The sequence below is a fragment of the Dickeya poaceiphila genome, from assembly GCF_007858975.2.
In the GTDB taxonomy this organism is placed as follows: domain Bacteria; phylum Pseudomonadota; class Gammaproteobacteria; order Enterobacterales; family Enterobacteriaceae; genus Dickeya; species Dickeya poaceiphila.
Genome location: NZ_CP042220.2, coordinates 4,126,706 through 4,143,246, shown reverse-complemented (window position 1 = coordinate 4,143,246; position 16,541 = coordinate 4,126,706). Strand labels below are relative to the sequence as shown.

Here is a 16,541-nt window from a genome sequence, read left to right as displayed (position 1 = left end):
ATCTGGACGGCTAAATGAGGATTCGGGCATGGCAATTTTAAATCACACTCTCGGTTTTCCGCGCGTCGGTCTGCGTCGTGAACTGAAAAAAGCACAGGAAAGCTATTGGGCAGGGAACAGCACGCAGGACGATCTGCTGGCCGTGGGCCGTGAGCTGCGTGCCCGTCACTGGCAGCAGCAGAAAGACGCCGGCGTGGAACTGCTGCCGGTGGGCGACTTCGCCTGGTACGATCATGTGCTGACCACCAGCTTGCTGTTGGGAAATGTACCTGCCCGTCACCAGAATGCGGATGGTTCCGTTAATCTGGATACCCTGTTTCGTATTGGCCGTGGCCGTGCTCCAACCGGTGAACCCGCCGCCGCCGCTGAAATGACCAAATGGTTTAACACCAACTATCACTACATGGTGCCGGAATTCACCAAAGGCCAGCAGTTCGCGCTGACCTGGACCCAACTGTTGGATGAAGTCGATGAGGCATTAGCGCTGGGTCACCAAGTGAAGCCCGTGCTGCTCGGCCCGGTGACCTACCTGTGGCTGGGTAAAGTTAAAGGCGAAGCCTTTAACCGTCTGGATCTGCTAAGCGCCGTGCTGCCGGTGTATCAGCAGGTGCTGGCCGGACTGGCTAAACGCGGCATCGAGTGGGTGCAGATTGACGAACCGCTGCTGGCGCTGGAACTGGACGACGAATGGAAAGCGGCATTTAAACCAGCTTACGATGCGCTGCAAGGGCAGGTGAAATTGCTGCTGACCACCTATTTTGACAGCATCGGCCAGAATCTGGACGTGATTAAGGCGCTGCCGGTGCAAGGTCTGCATGTCGATTTGGTGCACGGCAAAGATGACGCCGCGTCGCTGAACGCACAGTTGCCGGCTGACTGGGTGTTGTCGCTGGGCGTAATCAATGGTCGTAATGTATGGCGTGCCGATCTGGCGAGCTGGTTTGCGCGTCTGCAACCGCTGCTGGGTAAACGTACGCTGTGGCTGGGTAGCTCCTGTTCTTTGCTGCACAGCCCAATTGATCTCAGCGTTGAAACCCGTCTGGATGAAGAAGTAAAAAGCTGGTTTGCCTTTGCCATTCAGAAGTGTCAGGAACTGGCGCTGCTGACCCGTGCGCTCAATAGCGGCAATGGCGATGAACTGGTGGCATATAGCGCACCGATCCGCGCCCGCCAGACGTCTGCTCGTGTTAACAACCCGGAGGTGGCGAAGCGCCTGGCGACGATCACCGCACAGGACAGCCAGCGTCAGAATCCGTACCCGGTTCGTGCACAAGCGCAGCGTGCGCGTTTCCAGCTACCAGACTGGCCGACCACCACCATCGGTTCGTTCCCGCAGACCACCGAAATTCGCAGTCTGCGTCTGGATTTCAAGCAGGGTCGTCTGGATGGTCAGAACTACCGTACCGGCATTGCCGAGCACATCAAACAGGCGATTGTGGAGCAGGAACGTCTGGAACTGGATGTATTGGTGCACGGCGAAGCCGAGCGTAACGATATGGTGGAATATTTCGGCGAGCATCTGGATGGCTTTGTGTTCACCCAGAACGGTTGGGTACAGAGCTACGGTTCCCGTTGCGTGAAACCGCCGGTAGTGATTGGCGATATCAGCCGTCCGGAACCAATCACGGTTGAGTGGGCGAAGTATGCCCAGTCACTGACCAGCAAGCCGGTGAAAGGTATGTTGACGGGGCCGGTCACCATTCTGTGCTGGTCTTTCCCACGTGAAGATGTCAGCCGTGAAACCATTGCTAAGCAGATTGCGCTGGCGCTGCGCGACGAAGTGGCGGATCTGGAGCAGGCCGGTATCGGCATCATTCAGATTGACGAACCGGCGCTGCGTGAAGGCTTGCCGTTGCACCGCTCTGACTGGGCGGCTTATCTGGCGTGGGCTGTTGATGCGTTCCGCCTGAATGCGGCGGTAGCGAAAGATGATACTCAGATTCACACCCACATGTGTTACTGCGAATTCAACGACATCATGGATTCCATTGCTGCACTGGATGCGGACGTGATCACCATCGAAACCTCGCGTTCCGACATGGAACTGCTGGAATCGTTCGAAGAGTTCGAGTACCCGAATGAAATCGGCCCAGGCGTGTACGACATTCACTCGCCGAACGTGCCGAGCGTCGAGTGGATTGAAGCGCTGCTGCGTAAAGCGGCTCAGCGTATTCCGGCAGAACGCCTGTGGGTGAATCCAGACTGCGGCCTGAAAACCCGCGGCTGGCCAGAAACCCGTCAGTCACTGGCGAACATGGTGCAGGCAGCCAGGCGCCTGCGCGAAACAGCGGAATGAGTCAGCCGAAAACGGTGATGGGGAATGGCGCAAAGGATGACAGGATGAGTGTGAACCATAGGATGTAATGCTCAGGGCCGGAACATTCCTCATCACCACCAGATGTAACAAGGGAGACGATAGCGTCTCCCTTATGCTTTTTTCGGTTTACGCATGGGATATTACACCACGCCGTAGCGTGCAAACCACGCCAGCATACGTTGCCAGCCGTCTTTGGCTGAGGCTTCGTGGTAAGTCGCGCGGTAATCGGCGTGGAAAGCATGGTCCGCGTCTGGATAAACTACGATCTCCGCATCGGCGTTGGCCGCCCGTAATGCCTGACGCATGGTTTCCACCTGTTCCAGCGGGATGCTTTTGTCCTGCCCACCATAAAGTCCGAGTACCGGTGCGCTCAGATCTTTCGCCACATCCACCGGATGTTGCGGCGAGGTTAGCGTTTTTTCCGCAACCAGTTTGCCATACCAGGCGACGGCGGCTTTTAACTGCGGATTATGTGCGGCGTACAACCAACTGATGCGACCGCCCCAGCAGAAACCGGTAATCGCCAGACGTTTGGCATCGCCGCCCTGACGCACTGCCCAATGTGCGGTATGGTCAAGGTCGGACAGCACCTGATTGTCCGGTACCTTGCTGACCAGTTCGTGCATCAGCGTCGGAATATCGTTGTACTGCTGCGGGTCGCCCTGACGGAAATAAAGTTCTGGTGCGATGGCCAGATAACCTTGTTTAGCCAGTCGTCGGCACACATCGCGGATATGCTCATGCACGCCAAAGATTTCCTGTACCACCAAGACAATCGGTAGTGGGTCGGCTGCCTGTTCGGGCCTGGCGACATAAGCAGGTAGGTTATCACCTTGCGAGGGGATGGTGGTTTCACCAGCAATCAGCCCGGTGGCGTCGGTGATAATCGCGGAAGAAGCCAGCGGCATAACGGCTGGCGAAAATGCCCGTGTGGTCTCTCTGAGAGTCAGTAACGCATCGGTTTTCATTGCCTTTCCTTTATCAAGACGGGATCTGCCTGCGGGGCAATGTCGCTCCCGCGTTAAGCAAGTGTAGAAAATTTGTAGTGTATTGAGAATAGTCGCAGCCAGATAGGGCAATCAGTGCCACATTGCGTGACGCAACATGCGCTAATTACAGTCATTGATGTGATTAAAATCACAATATTAATGTAAATAGATATTTGTTACTTTCCAATCAGCGATGTACTTCACTTAATGGCGACAATCTGTGCGCTAAGATCGTTGGGTAACTGAGAGCTTGTCTGGGAGGCGTTTATGTCCGATGTATTTCACCTCGGTTTAACAAAGCAGGATTTACAAGGGGCTACGCTGGCGATTGTGCCCGGTGATCCTGCTCGCGTAGAGAAAATCGCCCGGTTGATGGAGAACCCGGTTTTTCTGGCATCGCATAGGGAGTTTACTTCCTGGCGTGCGGAGCTGGCGGGTAAACCGGTGATTGTCTGCTCCACCGGTATTGGTGGCCCGTCCACATCGATTGCGGTGGAGGAACTGGCGCAACTGGGCGTGCGCACTTTCCTGCGGGTTGGTACAACTGGCGCTATCCAGCCGCATATTGCAGTGGGCGACGTGCTGGTCACCACAGCGGCGGTACGTCTCGACGGTGCCAGTTTGCACTTTGCGCCGCTGGAGTTCCCGGCAGTGGCGGATTTTGCCTGTACCTCCGCATTGGCGCAGGCGGCGAATGACGCCGGAGCGACCTTGCATGTCGGCATTACTGCCTCGTCGGATACTTTCTATCCGGGTCAGGAGCGTTACGATACGTATTCTGGCCGGGTAGTACGGCGTTTTCAGGGATCGATGGCTGAATGGCAGAGCATGGGCGTGCTGAACTACGAAATGGAGTCCGCCACGTTGCTGACCATGTGCGCCAGTCAGGGCCTGCGCGCCGGGATGGTAGCGGGTGTGATTGTGAACCGTACTCAGCAGGAAATACCTGATACTGCCACGATGCAAAAAGCGGAACATGCATCCGTCAATGTGGTGTTGTCGGCAGCTCGCAAACTGCTTAGTGCTTAAGTGTGATTCCATCGCCGGACATGCGTTCGGCGCGGCGGTACGACACGGCATCATCTTCGTACCGCCTTTTCAGCTTTCCCACAGGCTGTTCATCTGTTTGTCTTCCTTCATGCTAATTTAATTGTCAGGTTTGATAATACGTACCAGTCTGCATGGTTCGGTGATGGTTTAACCATGATCATTCAGTATGGCTAACTCATCGTTGATCACGCTTGTTGATCACTTTTGTTGCTAACTACAGGGAAAGATATGACCTCATCCTCATTACTGCATCCCTCGTTGCTGCCGCTTGATGGTGGCGTTAATTTTCGTGATTTGGGCGGCATCCGCGTGGCGGGTGGACGACAGGTCCGGCGTGGCAAACTGTTTCGCTCCGGTGCGCTGGATATGTTGAGCGAGCGAGATATCGACCATCTCGCCAGTGTGCCGGTGGCGCATGTGGTGGATTATCGTGATCAGGACGAAGCGGCGCTGCGGCCTGACCGACTGTGGTCTGGCGCTCGCTATCATCCGGTACCGGCCAACCCGTTGCGGCATGAAGTGACCGCCAGCCTGGAAACTCTGGGGTCGGAAAAACTTGAAGCGTTTGATTCCCGCGCTTTTATGCTGGAGTTGTATCGCCGTTTACCGTTTGGCAATCCGGCGTATCAACATCTGGTGGCGTTGCTGCGCCAGCCTGACGATGGTGCGCTGGTGCAACATTGCGCGGTGGGTAAGGATCGGACCGGCATCGGTTGCGCGCTGGTGTTGTTTGCACTGGGTGCAGATGAGCAGACGGTGATGGAAGACTATCTGGTCACGGAGTCTACGCTTACCCCGTTTCGCCGTCAGTTGCTGGAAGATTTGGCATCGAGTCTGAGCGAGAAGGCGCTGAAACGCTTTGATTTCGTGCTTTCCGCCCGTGAAGAGTTTCTGGTGACGGCGTTGCATACTATCCGTGACAGATATGGTTCAGTGGATAACTGGCTGGCGCAGGATTATGGTCTGGATGCCTCGTCGCGTGATGCGCTGCGAGAGAAGTATCTGGCGTAGGCTGCTTATACGCTTATACCGGTTGCTGCGTGTGAATGGCCTTCCATTACCGAAATCTGGTTTACGCCATCTTGCCAAAAGAGGGATGAGGTGATGTGAGGTCATCAAGCCTGATGTGAATCGGTTAATATAGAATTTTTGATATTGAGATAAATATTGTTTATTGATAAGCCTCAGGCATCAAACTCGCGTTGTTTCTTTATTGGTAATTTTTTGTTTTGTATATATTTTGAATTCTGGACTTATCATTTTTTTTTGGTACCATTGGTATTAAATTAGTACTGTATATATAAACAGTTTGGTGTTATCTTAGTAAATCAAAAAGGAGGCGTAAAATGGCTTATTCTGCGATATCTGTTGCCAACTCCTTGATAAAAAAAGCAAAAGATCGAGGGATTACAGATCTCACACCAATGAAGTTACAGAAACTGGTTTATTTTGCTCATGCATGGATGCTGGCTATCGATGACCGTCCTCTAATTAACGAAACCGTGAAAGCCTGGAAATTTGGTCCTGTTATCGATTCGATTTATCACGAATTCAAAACATATGGCGCTAAAAATATTGATTCTTTTGGCACTGAATTTGATTTGATTGATGCAGATGATAGTACTGGTGTTCCTGATGTCGGATTTATTACGCCGTATGTTGATAGCGCGGATACCAGAGCACATTCCGTGATGGATGCTATTTTAGATACCTATGGCGATAAGAGCGCCACCTTCCTGTCAAATTTGACTCACGCACCGGACTCTGCCTGGAGTATTACCCGTAGTGATCATCATGATGGCAGCCGAAGAGGCTTTGTCATCGATAATGAAATTATTAAAGCTGCCATGAAACAAAAGCTTGGGTTATAGGTTTTTTATGAAAGCCCCCAAGAGCGATGATGTTTTATTTAATCAAAAATTAAAACAGGCGACGCGGCGAAGTCAGGAAAATAATAATCTGTCTTTAGCGCGTGAAGACCTGTTTACGACAGAAGAAATTAGTGAATCTTACTCGGAAGCGACATTAGAAGAACAAGATATTGCCAGACTAAAGAGAGCAAATGCTGCGATGTCTCAGCGAATGTCTGCTCTTCGAGTTGAGCTGTTGCATGGAAAAGTCAAACTACAGCAACAACAGCTTGATATGCGACAGGCTTATGCATTGAAGGCGTATCGTTTTGTTTGGCTGTGGTCGATTGCCCTGATCGTTATTCTCCTCCTGCAAGGGTCATCCTATCCAACATTCAGGTTGTTATTTATTCAGTTTGATGCACATGACTTTAAGCTGGATAAAGAAATTGTTATTGCTCTTATTTCTGGTGTGACAATAAATATTGTTGCAGTCTTTGTCGTTGTAATAAGAAATTTATTCCCTTCTGATATCAAGGGAAAAAGTATTGAAGAAGAGAGTACGGATAAAGAAAAAGAACGTACGGACAAAAAAACGGACACAGACAAAGAAAGTAGCAATATACCCTAAATAATTCGAGTTGCAGGACAACACGCTCGCGCGTTGAACAACGCAACGCCTTGGCCCGTTAGGGCAAGGCTCATATGAGCCTTGTAACGCGGCAACTGAGTGAATCCCCAGGCGCTTACTTAAGTAAGTGACTGGGGTGAGCGAGGGCAGCCAACGCACCTGCAACTTGAAGTATGACGGGTATATAACATGAGATGAATATAAACCGGGAGTCACAGACTCCCGGTTTGTTGTAACGGTATTCGTAATTAACCGGTATTACGCATCCCGGCAGCGACGCCAGCGATGGTGACCATCAGCGCCTGTTCTACCTGTGGGTCCAACGTGTCTTGCTGACGTGAACGGTGCAGTAATTCTGCCTGCAATACGTTGAGCGGGTCGGTGTAGACGTTGCGCAACGCGATCGATTCGGCAATCCACGGCAGATCGGCCATCAGGTGGTCGTCGTTGGAGATGGTCAACACCGCTTTGATGTCTTTTTCCAACTGTTCACGCAACTGTTTACCGAGCGGCCACAATGTCTCGTCCACTAATCGTTGATCGTAATATTCCGCCAGCCACAGGTCAGCCTTGGCGAACACCATTTCCAACATAGCGATGCGGGTAGAGAAGAATGGCCAGTCTCGACACATGGCTTCCAACTGGTTCTGATGACCGTTGTCGATAACATGCTGCAACGCAGCGCCAGCCCCCAGCCAGGCCGGAAGCATCAGGCGGTTCTGCGTCCAGGCGAAAATCCACGGAATCGCGCGCAGGCTTTCCACGCCGCCGTTTGGCCGACGCTTGGCCGGACGCGACCCTAACGGCAGTTTCCCCAGTTCCAGCTCCGGTGTGGCAGCACGGAAGTAAGGCACGAAGTCCGGGTTTTCTCGCACATAACCACGGTACATATCGCAGGAAATACACGACAGTTCATCCATGATGTGATGCCACTCCGGCTTCGGTTCCGGCGGCGGCTGCAGGTTGGCTTCCAGAATAGCGGAAGTGTAGAGCGACAGGCTGCTGATGGTGACTTCCGGCAGGCCGAACTTGAAGCGGATCATCTCGCCTTGCTCGGTCACACGCAGGCCACCTTTCAGGCTGCCGGGCGGTTGAGAGAGCAGTGCCGCATGGGCCGGTGCACCGCCACGGCCAATGGAGCCGCCGCGACCATGGAACAACGTCAACGCGATACCGTATTTTTCGCAGGTCTTGATTAGCGCGTCTTGTGCGCGGTACTGCGCCCAGGAGGCGGCCATTACCCCGGCGTCTTTGGCGGAATCGGAATAGCCGATCATCACCATTTGTTTGCCCTGAATGAAGCCGCGATACCAGTCAATATTGAGCAACTGGGTCATGACGCTGTCGGCATTATTCAGGTCGTCCAGTGTTTCGAACAGCGGCGCTACCGGCAGTGCGTACGGGCAACCGGCTTCTTTTAGCAGCAAATGCACCGCCAACACGTCGGACGGCGTGCGTGCCATCGAGATAACGTAGGCGGCGATAGCGTTACGCGGTGTTTCGGCGATCACCCGGCAGGTTTCCAGCACTTCCTGCGTGTCGGTACTCGGTTCCCACTGACGCGGCAGCAGCGGACGCTTGGAGTTTAGCTCACGGATCAGGAACGCCTGCTTGTCGGATTCCGACCAGCTTTCGTAATCTCCCAGCCCAAGATAGCGGGTGATTTCCGCCAGCGCCTCGGTATGACGAGTGCTCTCCTGGCGTATATCAATACGTACCAACGGCACGCCGAAACAGCGCACCCGGCGCAGAGTATTGAGCAACTGACCATCGGCGATAATGCCCATGCCACAGGCATGTAGCGATTGATAACAGGCGTACAGCGGTTCCCATAGCTGCTCGTTGGTGACCAGCAGATCGTTGGGGGCAAGCCGTTGTTCACCTTTCAACCGTGCATCCAGATAGTCCAGAGTGGTGACCAACTGCTCACGCAGTGTTTTCATCAGTTCTCGATAAGGTTCCTGCACGTCCTCGCCGCCCGCCAGTTGTTGCAGTTCTGGCGTACAGGTGGTCATCGACAGTTCAGACACCAGCACCTGCACGTCGCGCAGGAACAGATCAGCGGCTTTCCAGCGGCTCAGCAATAGCACACGGCGGGTGACTTCGGCGGTCACATTCGGGTTGCCGTCGCGGTCGCCGCCCATCCAGGAGGTGAAGCGTACCGGCACCGAATCCACCGGCAGGCGATAGCCGAGTTCCCTGTCCATCTGTTCATCAAGTTCGCGCAGAAACGCCGGCACCCCATCCCACAGGCTGTTTTCCACCACCGCGAAGCCCCATTTGGCTTCGTCTACCGGCGTCGGGCGGATTTTGCGGATTTCATCGGTATGCCAGTACTGGGCGATTAACTGGCGCAGGCGGCGCATGATCTGGTGGCGTTCGTAGTCGGCCAGGTCGTCGTGGTCGAGCTGCTTGAGGCAGGTATTCACTTCAACCAGTTTGTGGATCAGCGTACGGCGGGTGATTTCAGTTGGGTGCGCGGTCAGCACCAGCTCAATAGACAGAGACTCCACTGCATCGCGGATGTCTTTGTCACTCAGATTGTCGCGGCTTTTCAGGTTGCGAAACACCGTTGCCAGCGCTTCCGGGTTGCTGGCCGCTTCGCCGTGGGGAGAAATGCTGTGGTATTGCTCGGCGGTGTTGGTCAGGTTAAGAAACTGGCTGAATGCACGGGCAACCGGCAGCAGTTCGTCGTTAGACAGGTTCTGCAGTGTGGTCAGCAACGCCTGACGATGTGTCTCACTGCCAGCGCGCGAGGCTTTGGACAGCTTGCGGATAGTTTCAACACGCTCAAGGATGTTGGCACCCAGTGCATCCTTGATAGTGTCGCCGAGTAGCTTACCCAGCATACTGACATTGCTCCGCATAGCGGAATATTGTTCATTCATAGTTACGCTGATCCACCTCGTGATTTTTGTAAATTTATTACACACAAAGAATGTATGGTTACTGTCTGTTATCTAGCCACGTTCGCTATTACTCGTCAATGAACGCTCCTTAATCGTTACAGTTGTACCTGCTTAACCGGCAAAAAGGCAATTTGTGAAATTTAATTACAAAAGCTTGTTTATAAGTGACACTTATCCTATGGCGGTGGTGAAAGCAAGAGTGGCCTTACGCATAAGGCAATGAGGTGGCGATAAAAGAGACAGGCGGCCAGTTGGCATCGTGCTGAAGAGATTGTGCAGAAGCGGGGATTTCTCTGGTGACAAGGCCGCCCGGCGATGAGAGCCGGGCAGCGCCACTAGACGAATTACTGCTGGCAGAAATGATGCACTAACTGGGTAATCAATGTACGAGTCGGTTTGATAAACGACATGTCGATAAATTCGTCCGGTTGATGCGCCTGATTGATAGAGCCGGGGCCGAGTACCAACGTCGGGCATAGTTCCTGAATGAACGGTGCTTCGGTGCAGTAATTCACCACATCGGTCGGCTGACCCACCAGTTTTTCCACCACCTGTGCCAGTTGATGGTCCGCCGGGCATTCATAGCCTGGGATCGGCGGGTGCAATTCGCTGATGGTCAGGCGGCCCGGCCAGCGCTCACTGACCGGTGCCAGTGCTTCACTCAACAGGCCATTGAGATCACTTAGCGTCATACCCGGCAGTGGGCGAATATCCATATGCAGATCACAGCAGGCGCAAATGCGGTTAGCGGCATCGCCGCCATGAATGTGGCCGAAATTCATGGTCGGATAAGGAATGTGGAACGCCGGGTTGTGGTAACGCGCTTTAAGCGTGTTACGCAGCCCCATCAGTTCAGAAATGGCTTCGTGCATCAGTTCAATGGCGTTGACGCCGCGTGACGGGTCGCTGGAGTGGCCGGACTGCCCCTGAATGCGAACGACGTTCGACATGTGGCCTTTGTGGGCACGCACCGGTTGCAGCGAGGTTGGTTCGCCGATAATCGCGCAATCCGGGCGAATCCCGGTCGATTCGGAGAAATACTTGGCACCCGCCATCGTCGTTTCTTCATCTGCGGTGGCCAGAATGTACAGTGGCTTGGTCAGCTTACTGGCATCCACATCGCGCAGCGCATCAAGAATAAAGGCGAAAAAGCCTTTCATGTCGGCAGTGCCTAGCCCGTAGAGCTTGTTGTCGTGTTCTGTAAGGGTAAATGGGTCGCGCGTCCAGCGTCCTTCGTCAAACGGCACCGTGTCGGTGTGACCGGCCAACAGCAGACCGCCATTGCCTTCACCCAGACGAGCCAGCAGGTTGAATTTATTAAAGGTGCCGGGAACCGGTTGTACATCGACATGAAAACCCAGGTCGCTAAACCACCCCGCCAACAGGTTGATTAAGGTTTCGTTGCTTTGATCCAGAGCGCGCTCGGTGGCGCTGATGGACGGGGTGGCGATCAATGCCCGGTACAGCTCCATAAAAGGGGGTAAATTCATCTTCACTGTTGACAGCCTCTGGGTTAGGATAGTATCAATATTCATGCATTTATTGTGAATAAAAATACAATAATGCCAGGCGAAATGAAATCACAAGCTGTGCGGCGAGGCGAGATTGTCGCATAATCGTTTCTTCTGGCTGTTGTGGGTGAACGGCGTGGCCGCGCTGATGAGCCTGCTCCCTGTTCCACCTATCTGGCAATAAAGGTATACCGAACTCATGCTGAATACGTTGATCGTTGGTGCAAGTGGCTATACCGGCGCTGAGCTGGCCTTGTACCTGAACCGTCACCCGCAGATGAACATAACCGCTTTGGCGGTGTCCGCGCAAAGCGTTGATGCGGGAAAACGCATTTCCGACCTGCACCCTCAGCTTAAAGGCATTATTGACTTACCGGTGCAGCCGCTGACCGATGTGGCCGAGGCGGCGAAAGGTGTTGACGTGGTATTTCTGGCTACCGACCACAAGGTGAGCCACGATCTGGCACCGCAATTCCTGAACGCCGGTTGTACCGTGTTCGACCTTTCCGGCGCATTTCGCGTGCAGGACCCTGAATTTTATACCCGCTACTACGGCTTCGAGCACCAGCACGCCGACTGGCTGGCACAGGCGGTGTACGGTCTGGCGGAGTGGCAGGCGGATCGCATCAAACAGGCGCGGCTTATTGCCGTGCCGGGTTGCTATCCGACCGCGTCTCAACTGGCATTAAAACCGTTGGTGGAAGGTGGTTTGCTGAACCCGAACCAGTGGCCGGTGATCGATGCCACCAGCGGCGTCAGCGGCGCTGGCCGTAAAGCCAGCATGACCAACAGCTTCTGTGAAGTCAGCCTGCAACCGTATGGCATCTTCAATCATCGTCATCATCCGGAAATCGCCACCCATCTCGGCATTCCGGTGATTTTCACCCCGCATCTGGGCAACTTCCCGCGCGGTATTCTGGCGACAATTACCTGCCGCCTGCAGCCGGGCGTCACTGCGCAGGATGTGGCGGAAGCCTACCACAACGCTTATCACGACAAACCGCTGGTACGGTTGTATGAAAAAGGCGTTCCGGCGCTGAAATCGGTGGTTGGGCTGCCGTTCTGCGATATCGGCTTCGTGGTGCAAGACGATCACCTGATCGTGGTCGCTACCGAAGATAACCTGCTCAAAGGCGCGGCGGCGCAGGCGGTACAGTGCATGAACATTCGCTTCGGTTTCCCTGAAACCCAATCCTTACTCTGATGACACCCTGAGGCGCAAAGACCGATGAACCCGTTAATTATCAAATTAGGTGGCGTATTACTGGATAGCGAAGAGGCGCTGGAGCGCCTGTTCACCGCGCTGGTGACTTATCGTCAACAGCATCAGCGTCCGCTGGTTGTCGTGCATGGCGGCGGTTGTGTTGTGGACGACCTGATGAAGAAGCTGTCGTTGCCGGTGGTCAAGAAAAACGGCCTGCGCGTAACGCCAGCGGACCAAATCGACGTTATTACCGGCGCGCTGGCCGGTTCCGCCAATAAAACCCTGCTGGCCTGGGCGATTCGTCACGGTATCAATGCAGTCGGTTTGAGTCTGGCGGATGGTGGCAGCACCGTGGTCACGCAACTCAACGACGAACTGGGGCACGTGGGGAAAGCGGAAGCGGGTTCCCCGGCGCTGCTCAATACCTTGTTGAATGCCGGTTATCTGCCGGTCATCAGTTCCATCGGTATTACTGCTGGCGGTGAATTGATGAACGTCAACGCCGATCAGGCTGCCACCGCGCTGGCGCAGACACTGGGTGCCGATCTGATCCTGCTGTCCGATGTTAGCGGTATTCTGGACGGCAAAGGTCAACGCATTGCGGAAATGACCGCCGGTAAAGCGGAAGAGCTGATTGAGCAGGGTATTATTACCGATGGCATGATCGTCAAGGTCAATGCGGCGCTGGACGCAGCGCGTGCGCTGGGTCGTCCGGTCGATATCGCCAGCTGGCGTCACGCCGAGCAGTTGCCGGCGTTGTTCAACGGCGTATCCATCGGCACCCGTATTCTGGCGTAATCCGCCAGCCTTCATCACGCTTTCTCCGGGCACAAACCGCCGGATAAACGCAGCAGTTCAACGGCGGGCCGGACAGGAGTCGGGTCCGCTTTTATCAGAGATACCGGGAGTGTAGTTATGGCTTTGTGGGGTGGACGGTTCACGCAGGCGGCAGATAGGCGTTTTAAACAATTCAACGATTCACTGCGGTTTGATTACCGTCTGGCAGAGCAGGACATCATCGGGTCCATCGGCTGGTCTAAGGCGCTGGTGACAGTAAACGTACTGAGCGCTCAGGAACAGCAGCAACTGGAGCAGGCGCTCAATGCGCTGCTGAAAGAGGTGCAGGCGGACCCAGACGCTATCCTGCAAAGCGACGCGGAAGATATCCACAGCTGGGTGGAGCAGAAACTGATCGAGAAAGTCGGCGATCTGGGCAAGAAACTGCACACCGGGCGCAGCCGTAACGATCAGGTAGCGACGGACCTGAAACTGTGGTGCAAGGCGCAGGTAAGCGAGCTGGCACAGGCGATTCGTCATCTGCGTGCGGCGTTGGTGGCTACCGCCGAAGCGAATCAGGATGCGGTGATGCCGGGCTATACCCATTTGCAGCGCGCACAGCCGGTGACCTTCGCTCACTGGTGTCTGGCTTACCATGAAATGCTCGCACGTGACGAGAGCCGTCTTGAAGATACGCTCAAGCGTCTGGACGTCAGCCCACTGGGCTGCGGCGCGCTGGCAGGTACCGCGTATCCGATTGATCGTGAACAACTGGCTGGTTGGCTGGGCTTTGCGTCTGCCACCCGCAACAGTCTGGATACGGTATCTGATCGCGATCACGTGCTGGAACTGCTGTCTGATGCATCCATCGGCATGGTGCATCTGTCGCGCTTTGCCGAAGATTTGATTTTCTTCAACAGCGGCGAAGCGGCGTTTGTCGAACTGTCTGACCGCGTGACCTCCGGTTCTTCGTTGATGCCGCAGAAAAAGAACCCGGACGCACTGGAGCTGATTCGGGGCAAGTGTGGTCGGGTGCAGGGCGCGTTGGCAGGCATGTTGGTGACGCTGAAAGGCTTGCCGCTGGCGTACAACAAAGATATGCAGGAAGACAAGGAAGGGCTGTTCGACGCATTGGATACCTGGCACGACTGCCTGCTGATGGCGGCGCTGGTGCTGGAAGGCATCCAGGTGAAACGTCCGCGCTGTCAGGAAGCGGCCCAGCAGGGCTATGCCAATGCGACCGAACTGGCTGATTACCTGGTTGCCAAAGGTGTGCCGTTCCGTGAAGCGCACCACATTGTCGGCGAAGCAGTGGTGGAAGCGATTCGTCAGGGTAAAGCACTGGAAGCACTGTCACTGGCGGATCTCAAACAGTTCAGCGCGGTGATCGAAGACGATGTCTATCCGGTGCTGTCGTTGCAGTCTTGTCTGGAAAAACGTGCTGCGCAGGGCGGAGTGTCGCCGCAGCAAGTGGCGCGCGCGATTGCCGATGCGAAGCGACGTCTGGCGTAATCCCGTTTATCGATATCAGAACCGGCCTGCGCGCCGGTTTTGTTTTTTCTGTCTTCTCCTTTTCTGTCTTCTTCTGTCTTCGATCTTCTGCTTTCTGATGTCGGCTCGCATTTTCTCGTTTGTCTGCGGCTTTTCCGGCCAATTTTTCACATAACCTCTGGACAGATATACAGCCTCATTTTACCTTGGCGGGCAGTGGTACAGATAACCCGGAGGCAATGTGGAGATCGCCTTGTTTTATGGCGTCAGCGGCGCCCTGATGGGTCTGTTGCTGGGCTGGCTGGTTGCCAGTTTGCTGCAACAGCGGCGTCAGGCACGGCATGACACCGAATTCCAGTTACAGCAGCAGGCGTTGCAGCAGACGCGCCAGCAGTTGACTGAAACCCAGCAGGCGCGGCAGCACGACCAGCAGCGGCTGGATCAGCAGTCGCAGGAGTTGCGTACGCTGCATGGTCAACTGGCGGCAAGTGAGGAAAAATTACGGCAACTGGCGGAATTGCGGGAAGAGTGCACCCAGCTCAATCAGGAACTGCGTGCCTTGCGTGAAGCCAACGGCGCACAGGAAGCGGAACTGCGCGAAGTGACCATCCGCCTTGAAGAAACCCGGCTGGCGGCGGAAGAAAAACAGCGGTTGTTGATGAATAGCGAACAGCGGTTATCCACCCAGTTTGAAAACCTCGCTAATCGCATCTTTGAACAGACCGGGCATAAAGTGGATCAGCAAAATCAGCAGAGCATGGAGAAACTGCTGACGCCGTTACGTGAGCAACTGGATGGTTTTCGCCGTCAGGTACAGGAGAGTTTTGGCGCGGAATCGCGCGAGCGGCATACGCTGGCGCATGAAATCCGCAACCTGCAACAGCTCAACGCCCGTATGGCGCAGGAAGCCATCAACCTCACCAATGCATTGAAAGGTGATAACAAAACCCAGGGCAACTGGGGGGAAGTGGTGTTGAGCCGGGTACTCGAAAGCTCCGGATTGCGTGAAGGACATGAATATGACACCCAGGTCAGCGTACAGATGGGTAGCAACAGCCGCCTGCAACCGGATGTGATCGTCCGGCTGCCGCACGGCAAAGATGTGGTTATCGACGCTAAAATGTCGCTGGTGGCCTATGAGCGTTATTTCAACAGTGATGATGAGGTGGAACAGGCGGCGGCGCTGAATGAACATCTACTGTCTATCCGTAATCATATTCGGTTGCTGGGCAGTAAGGATTACCAGCAACTGCCGGGATTGCGTTCTCTCGACTATGTTCTGATGTTTATTCCCGTCGAACCAGCGTTTCTGGTGGCGATTGATCGCCAGCCGGATCTGATTACTGAGGCGCTACGCCACAATATTATGCTAGTCAGCCCCACGACTTTACTGGTAGCGTTACGGACGATTAACAATCTCTGGCGTTATGAGCAGCAAAGCCGTAATGCGCAGCTAATCGCCGAGCGGGCATCCCGGCTGTATGACAAACTGCGTTTGTTCGTTGACGATATGGCTGCGCTGGGACAAGGGCTGGACAGGGCGCAGGCCAGTTACCGTCAGGCGCTGAAAAAGTTAGCGTCTGGACGTGGCAACCTGATAGGCCAGGCTGAAGGGTTCCGTGCGCTGGGGGTGGAAATTAAACGACCAGTCAATGTGCCCATGATGCAGGATGAACCTGTGTTACCTGATGAGTTGCTCGCATTGTCGCAGAAAGAGCATGATGATATGGCTGAGCGCGACAAGAATGACCGGGATGATGTGCCGAATGGCACGGCGATATGATGTTGATCAGGTTCGGTGCACGGGGTGAA

General features: G+C 54.5%; 12 protein-coding genes. 9 read left to right on the top strand and 3 right to left on the bottom strand.

Annotated elements, in window-relative coordinates; translation table 11 throughout:
- Positions 1-28 precede the first annotated feature (28 nt).
- Positions 29-2,296 (top strand): 5-methyltetrahydropteroyltriglutamate--homocysteine S-methyltransferase, encoded by a 2,268-nt coding sequence (gene metE, locus Dpoa569_RS18610; RefSeq protein ID WP_042873421.1) that lies wholly within the window; start codon positions 29-31, stop codon positions 2,294-2,296.
- A gap of 161 nt (positions 2,297-2,457) precedes the next feature.
- Here metE and Dpoa569_RS18605 read toward each other — a convergent pair whose 3' ends face one another.
- On the bottom strand, positions 2,458-3,285 hold the full coding sequence (locus tag Dpoa569_RS18605; RefSeq protein ID WP_146411640.1) for a dienelactone hydrolase family protein: 828 nt from the start codon (positions 3,283-3,285) through the stop codon (positions 2,458-2,460).
- Between the two features lie 288 nt (positions 3,286-3,573).
- On the opposite strand from Dpoa569_RS18605, the gene udp reads away from it, so the two are divergent.
- The 4 genes from udp to Dpoa569_RS18585 all read left to right on the top strand — a co-directional run bounded on the left by udp (position 3,574) and on the right by Dpoa569_RS18585 (position 6,837).
- On the top strand, positions 3,574-4,335 hold the full coding sequence (gene udp, locus Dpoa569_RS18600) for a uridine phosphorylase (RefSeq protein ID WP_042873416.1): 762 nt from the start codon (positions 3,574-3,576) through the stop codon (positions 4,333-4,335).
- Between the two features lie 249 nt (positions 4,336-4,584).
- The gene (locus Dpoa569_RS18595; RefSeq protein WP_042873415.1) at positions 4,585-5,367 is read left to right on the top strand and encodes a tyrosine-protein phosphatase; all 783 of its coding nucleotides are present in this window, start codon (positions 4,585-4,587) and stop codon (positions 5,365-5,367) included.
- A 335-nt stretch (positions 5,368-5,702) separates the two neighbouring features.
- Complete coding sequence (locus Dpoa569_RS18590; protein ID WP_042873413.1) at positions 5,703-6,227, top strand: Panacea domain-containing protein; 525 nt, start codon at positions 5,703-5,705, stop codon at positions 6,225-6,227.
- A 7-nt stretch (positions 6,228-6,234) separates the two neighbouring features.
- Complete coding sequence (locus Dpoa569_RS18585) at positions 6,235-6,837, top strand: hypothetical protein (protein ID WP_146411638.1); 603 nt, start codon at positions 6,235-6,237, stop codon at positions 6,835-6,837.
- A 248-nt stretch (positions 6,838-7,085) separates the two neighbouring features.
- Here the strand turns inward: Dpoa569_RS18585 and ppc are convergent, their stop codons facing one another.
- Both ppc and argE read right to left on the bottom strand, forming a co-directional pair.
- Entirely contained in the window at positions 7,086-9,725 is a 2,640-nt protein-coding gene (ppc, locus tag Dpoa569_RS18580; protein ID WP_042873409.1) for a phosphoenolpyruvate carboxylase, read from the bottom strand.
- A gap of 365 nt (positions 9,726-10,090) precedes the next feature.
- Positions 10,091-11,242, bottom strand: coding sequence for an acetylornithine deacetylase (gene argE / locus Dpoa569_RS18575; protein ID WP_042873407.1), 1,152 nt, complete (start codon positions 11,240-11,242; stop codon positions 10,091-10,093).
- A gap of 214 nt (positions 11,243-11,456) precedes the next feature.
- Between argE and argC the strand changes: the two genes are divergently transcribed.
- The 4 genes from argC (at position 11,457) to rmuC (ending at position 16,512) form a co-directional block, all read left to right on the top strand.
- Complete coding sequence (argC, locus tag Dpoa569_RS18570) at positions 11,457-12,461, top strand: N-acetyl-gamma-glutamyl-phosphate reductase (protein WP_042873405.1); 1,005 nt, start codon at positions 11,457-11,459, stop codon at positions 12,459-12,461.
- 24 nt (positions 12,462-12,485) lie between these two features.
- Positions 12,486-13,259, top strand: coding sequence for an acetylglutamate kinase (argB, locus tag Dpoa569_RS18565; RefSeq protein ID WP_042873403.1), 774 nt, complete (start codon positions 12,486-12,488; stop codon positions 13,257-13,259).
- A 117-nt stretch (positions 13,260-13,376) separates the two neighbouring features.
- Entirely contained in the window at positions 13,377-14,750 is a 1,374-nt protein-coding gene (gene argH / locus Dpoa569_RS18560) for an argininosuccinate lyase (RefSeq protein ID WP_042873402.1), read from the top strand.
- A 220-nt stretch (positions 14,751-14,970) separates the two neighbouring features.
- A complete protein-coding gene (rmuC, locus tag Dpoa569_RS18555) occupies positions 14,971-16,512 on the top strand; it encodes a DNA recombination protein RmuC (RefSeq protein WP_042873400.1) in 1,542 nt (513 codons plus the stop codon).
- Positions 16,513-16,541: the final 29 nt, after the last annotated feature.

Coding starts and splice junctions, on each gene's coding strand:
- metE (WP_042873421.1), top strand. CDS start 29: ATGGCAATTTTAAATCACACTCTCGGTTTTCCGCGCGTCGGTCTGCGT.
- Dpoa569_RS18605 (WP_146411640.1), bottom strand. CDS start 3,285: ATGAAAACCGATGCGTTACTGACTCTCAGAGAGACCACACGGGCATTT.
- udp (WP_042873416.1), top strand. CDS start 3,574: ATGTCCGATGTATTTCACCTCGGTTTAACAAAGCAGGATTTACAAGGG.
- Dpoa569_RS18595 (WP_042873415.1), top strand. CDS start 4,585: ATGACCTCATCCTCATTACTGCATCCCTCGTTGCTGCCGCTTGATGGT.
- Dpoa569_RS18590 (WP_042873413.1), top strand. CDS start 5,703: ATGGCTTATTCTGCGATATCTGTTGCCAACTCCTTGATAAAAAAAGCA.
- Dpoa569_RS18585 (WP_146411638.1), top strand. CDS start 6,235: ATGAAAGCCCCCAAGAGCGATGATGTTTTATTTAATCAAAAATTAAAA.
- ppc (WP_042873409.1), bottom strand. CDS start 9,725: ATGAATGAACAATATTCCGCTATGCGGAGCAATGTCAGTATGCTGGGT.
- argC (WP_042873405.1), top strand. CDS start 11,457: ATGCTGAATACGTTGATCGTTGGTGCAAGTGGCTATACCGGCGCTGAG.
- argB (WP_042873403.1), top strand. CDS start 12,486: ATGAACCCGTTAATTATCAAATTAGGTGGCGTATTACTGGATAGCGAA.
- argH (WP_042873402.1), top strand. CDS start 13,377: ATGGCTTTGTGGGGTGGACGGTTCACGCAGGCGGCAGATAGGCGTTTT.